At 60.6% G+C, this 4,605-nt stretch carries 4 protein-coding genes; 1 reads left to right on the top strand and 3 read right to left on the bottom strand.

Annotated elements, in window-relative coordinates; all coding sequences use genetic code 11:
- The first annotated feature begins 160 nt into the window (after window positions 1-160).
- Window positions 161-1,240 carry a glycosyltransferase family 2 protein gene (locus EOA24_RS28150; RefSeq protein WP_126078222.1) on the top strand — a complete coding sequence of 360 codons (1,080 nt, stop codon included), beginning with the start codon at window positions 161-163 and terminating at the stop codon, window positions 1,238-1,240.
- A 126-nt stretch (window positions 1,241-1,366) separates the two neighbouring features.
- Here the strand turns inward: EOA24_RS28150 and EOA24_RS28145 are convergent, their stop codons facing one another.
- The 3 genes from EOA24_RS28145 to EOA24_RS28135 all read right to left on the bottom strand — a co-directional run bounded on the left by EOA24_RS28145 (window position 1,367) and on the right by EOA24_RS28135 (window position 4,539).
- Window positions 1,367-1,771 carry a hypothetical protein gene (locus tag EOA24_RS28145; RefSeq protein ID WP_126078223.1) on the bottom strand — a complete coding sequence of 135 codons (405 nt, stop codon included), beginning with the start codon at window positions 1,769-1,771 and terminating at the stop codon, window positions 1,367-1,369.
- A 169-nt stretch (window positions 1,772-1,940) separates the two neighbouring features.
- Window positions 1,941-3,065, bottom strand: a complete 1,125-nt coding sequence (locus EOA24_RS28140; RefSeq protein WP_127410297.1) for an acyltransferase — start codon at window positions 3,063-3,065, stop codon at window positions 1,941-1,943.
- A 178-nt stretch (window positions 3,066-3,243) separates the two neighbouring features.
- A complete protein-coding gene (locus tag EOA24_RS28135) occupies window positions 3,244-4,539 on the bottom strand; it encodes a glycosyltransferase family 2 protein (protein WP_348633085.1) in 1,296 nt (431 codons plus the stop codon).
- Window positions 4,540-4,605 lie beyond the last annotated feature (66 nt).

Raw genomic sequence — 4,605 nt, 5'->3', positions numbered from 1 at the left:
ATTCCGGCATTGCCATGAAGGACGGCTTGCAGGCGGCGCTCGCGCTGCATCTCTTCATCCTGTGCTCGGCGGTCGCAACCGGTGCGATCGCCTGGCTGTTCCCCTCGAAATCGACGCTGCCGGAAACCCCGGCGGCGGGACCGGCAAGGAAATGACCGCCATGAACGTGCTTCCCATCCCCGCATCGGGATTGCCCGAGGGCGCCGTCATGCCCGAGCACAAGCTTTCCATCGTCATCCCGATGTATAACGAGGCCGACAATGTCGAGCCGCTGCTTGTGCGCATCCATCAGGCGATGGAGAATTACAGCCAGCCATGGGAGGTGGTGCTGGTCGACGACGGCAGCACCGACGCCACCCCCGCCGAGATCCGCCGGCTGGCGGCGCAGTACGGGCCGTATGTGCATGGCGTGGAGCTGGTGCGCAACTACAAGCAGACCGCCGCCATGCAGGCTGGCCTCGACGCCGCGCGCGGCGATGTCATCGCGACGCTCGACGGCGATCTGCAGAACGACCCCTTCGACATTCCGCGCATGGTCTATCGCTTGCTGACCGAGGATCTCGACCTCGTCGCCGGCTGGCGCAAGGACCGCAAGGAAGGGTTCTGGTTGCGCCGCCTGCCGTCCCGCATCGCCAACAGGCTGATCGCGCGGGTCACCGGCGTTAAGCTCAAGGACTATGGCTGCAGCCTGAAAGTGTTCCGCGGCAGCGTCATCCGCAGCGTGCGGCTCTATGGCGAGATGCACCGCTTCATCCCGGCGTGGCTCGCGACGGTGACGACGCCGCGACGCATAGCCGAGGAAGTGGTGACCCATCACGCCCGCATCCACGGCCAGTCGAAATACGGTATCTCACGTACCTTCCGTGTGGTGCTGGACCTCGTCTTCATGTTCTTCTTCCTGCGCTATCGCACGCGGCCCGGCCATTTCTTCGGCGGCATCGGCATCGTGCTCGGAGTGCTCGGCTCGCTGATCCTGGCCTATCTCTTCGCGATCAAGGTTTTCTGGGGGCAGGATATCGGCACCAGGCCGATGCTGATCACCGGCTTCTTCCTGGTGATCGCCGGGCTGCAGGCGGTGACGTCGGGCGTGCTGGCCGAGATGCTGTCACGCGTCTATCTCGAGGCCAACGGCGCGCTCGCCTACGTGGCGCGGCCGCAGCCCGCGCATGGCGAGGGTGACGGCTGGCACTGGCCGAGCAAGGCGGCTGTTGTCGAAAAGCCGAAGGCGCGTCGGAAGTAATCCCGCCGGCGTCCGTCGGCCGGAACCGCAACGGGCGAGCAACCGAAGGGCAAGAGGCAGCGTGCCGTCAGCACGCAAATACCCTCTTGCCCCGCGATCACGCCCCCCGGCGACGGATTGGGTGGGTTAGCGCGCCCGGCAGGCCGAGCGCTGGCCGAAGCCACTCGGGCCGCAGATCCACGGCGAATGGCCAAGCAGCGGACCGACGCTGCCCATGCTGTAGGAAATCTTGACGGGCCGTGGCACACGAGCAGGCTGCGGCCGGACGAAGGTGGCATAAGCCTCTTCCCTCACGCGCGTCACGCTGGACGTCTGCGTCAGCGACTTGCGGTGAACGCGATGCAGCCGATGCTTCATGACATATTGCATCTTCTTTGTGGTGGTGTGGGCTGCCGGGTCGATGCTGATCGAGCTGGTCTTCATCGTGTCCATGCTCTGGCAACCGGACCCGATCGAGACCAGTGCAAGAGCGGCAATGGCGCAAGCATATCTCTTGCCTACGGCCGCTGCTTCCTTCATGAAATCGTTCATTGTCGTCCCCTGCCACGAAATAAGCGTTGTTTTCGCGCGGATATATTCCCTCTTTGCTTGGCTTCCGCGCCACGCGAACGGCTCGCCGCCATTCACATCATGGCTCAATATTAGAGGGGACTTATTAAAATTCGTGCAAACGAGATGATGAGCGCGGTCTTTCGCGACTCTATCGACTATTATTAAAATGCGAACGTTTATTTCGGCAGCCGCTCTTTCCGCCCAAGCCGACGGTCAATTTCTGGCCAGCGTAGCTGTGTAGGACAGTCTCGCCTTCAGGCGGCTCAACGGTTGTTCCAACAAGTGCCAGGAGGTCGCGGCAGCCGCGACCGTGACCAGGCCCGCAATCACGAACCGGATCGGACCGAGCGGAGGAAACTGCGTCTCGAAGGATTCGCAGAACAGGAAGACGACGGCCAGTGCGGGGAAAATGATAAAGATAGATCCCGTAGCTGATACGGCCCAGATATCGCAAAACGGAGTTCTCTGCCAGTCGCTTGATCAGGCCCTTGGCACCTGCGCTCGCCCAACACACGACAGCGACCAAAGGTACGACCGTCAGGAAGTCGCCGAGGACGAAGTTGAACATGGCCGCCTGCAGCGTGAATGAAACCGCCACGATGGCGATGGCCGCGACGCTTGCTATCGCCAGTCTCCACCGCAGCACATCGGTCAGTCGATTGGAAGCTTCGATCGCCGCGAGAAGGGCGCCGGCGCCCAAAGCGTCAAACGCGGCCGGCGTCAGCACGTAACGGGCCGGCCCTTCCGGAAGATAGAACATGATGGCTGCCCGAAAGGCGACTGCCGCAAGGATGACCCCAATCAGCGTCGGGATTAGTGTTTGACGAGGGCTCAGTACGATCAGCAGCGGCCAAAACAAATAAAACTGCTCCTCGACGCTCAAACTCCACAGATGGGCGAGCTGCCAGGGGTCCCAGTTACCGTTTAGCGCAAACAAGACATTGGAGAGGTAGGCAGCGTGCCAGGGCAACGATGTCCGGATTTCGGGCAAGAAGGCGGCCGCCAAGGTCAGCATCACGTAATATGCCGGAAAAATCCTCAGGGCCCGCCGCAGATAGAAGACCAGGATGACTCCGAGAGCGCCCTGCGATCGGGCCACTTCTTTCGATCGGATCAAGATACCCGTGATCAGGTAACCGCTGATAACAAAAAACAGCCGAACACCATAATGCCCCCAGGGTGAGGCTTCATCCCAGAAGTGCGAGTACATGACGGCGAATACAGCAACCGCTCGCAGCGAGTCTATCTGCGGCCTATACTCGGGATTAGGCATGATGGTGAGCAGGAGATGCCCGCTTGCCAGGGCTTAGCGTCGTCGCGTCCAGACTAATCACACGCATTCGCGCGCGACGACGACCACCAAAGAAGCGAGTCCGCCGAATAGGATTTGAACTATGAACGACAGCTGTCTCCGGGCATTCCATTCGACCATTCATTCGACTCTTGAGGCTTCATTCACCCCAACCGGGATCAAAGCGGAACCTTTGGCTTCCGAGCTCGCCGCGGCCTGCACCGGAAACCGGATACGTGACCTTGACGATGTGTAGGCCGGCGCCCTGCTGCAGTCCATATATGCCTTGCAGCCCGCGATCGTAAAATCCCGCCAGCGGGATTAATACGGCGACGGCGGCGAGCGATCCTTGCAGGGCAAACTTGCCTACGTTTTGCCGCAGCGAAATCTTGTTCTCTGTCAGATGCTTGCCAACTATCACCACGACCAGCAATCCGTAGATCGTCGCATTGAACGCGGCCAACCAGTAGAAACCGAGGGCCCTCGAAGGATGCTCCACAAGAAGAACCGGCAACGAAGCACCAACCGCAAGCAGGGCGTATGGCACGATGACGCGGGCGGGCAGAAGGTGTTTTGGGCCGCTGCCTTTTGGAGTGACGCGGAAATCGACGAATGACTTGGTCAGATAATCGCGAACCGATGCCAGCGTTCCTGCCATCACCCAGGGCCAGCGCGCGAACAGATGGAAGAGTGTCCCTTCCCAACTGACAGCCTTCGCCGAGAATGGACGCGAGAGACCTAACCTCTTTAGAAAGATCACCAGAGCAATCGGGATGGCCGCGCTTGGCATATAGTAGAAAAGGAATTCCGGATACGCCACGTTGGCAAAATTGTCGCCCGACAAAAGCGCGTAGATCGGCATGATATATGTCGCCATCGCGAACAAGGCGAACATGGGATACCAGAGCTGGCAGAATACGAACTGCCGTCTGAGCCTCGGGCTGAGCTTGGACAGATATGTCGGCGTGTATTCAAGCAGGATGGTCGTCAAGCTACGCGACCATTGGAATTCCTGAGTAATCAGATCGGCGAAAGTCTGCGGACCGTCGCCATTCGCGATTGCATCGATGGCATGGACGCCGCGCCATCCGGCGGCGTTGATCAGCATCGAGGTTGAATGGTCCTCGGCCAGTTCAGGACCCAGCCCACCAGCTTGCCGCAACGCAATGGTGCGCACGGCATAATGCGAACCGATGCAGAGCGGGGCGCCGTTGCTGGTGTAGCCGGATTGCAGGGGGCCGTGGAGCATACCTTCCACAAACAGCCGGCCGCGCGCGGCCCAGCTTTCGTTGCCATTGTTGTCGCAGATACTGGGCGCCGAGACATAGCCGACGGCGGGATCGGCGAAGGGATAAAGGATTTCCCTCAGATAGGTCGGCGTCGGCACGTGATCGGCGTCCATCTGGGCGACGAAGTCGTAGCGCTCGTAACCGTAGTGGTCGTAAAAGAAGGCCAGATTGCCTTCCTTGCAGCGGGTCCGGCGCGGCCAGGTCTTGCGGTGATAGTCCTCGCGGCCGCGCCT

The sequence above is a fragment of the Mesorhizobium sp. M2A.F.Ca.ET.039.01.1.1 genome, from assembly GCF_003998035.1.
Taxonomy (GTDB): Bacteria; Pseudomonadota; Alphaproteobacteria; order Rhizobiales; family Rhizobiaceae; genus Mesorhizobium.
The sequence above is the reverse complement of the archived record's forward strand: the minus strand, read 5'-3'. Positions and strand labels throughout refer to the sequence as shown.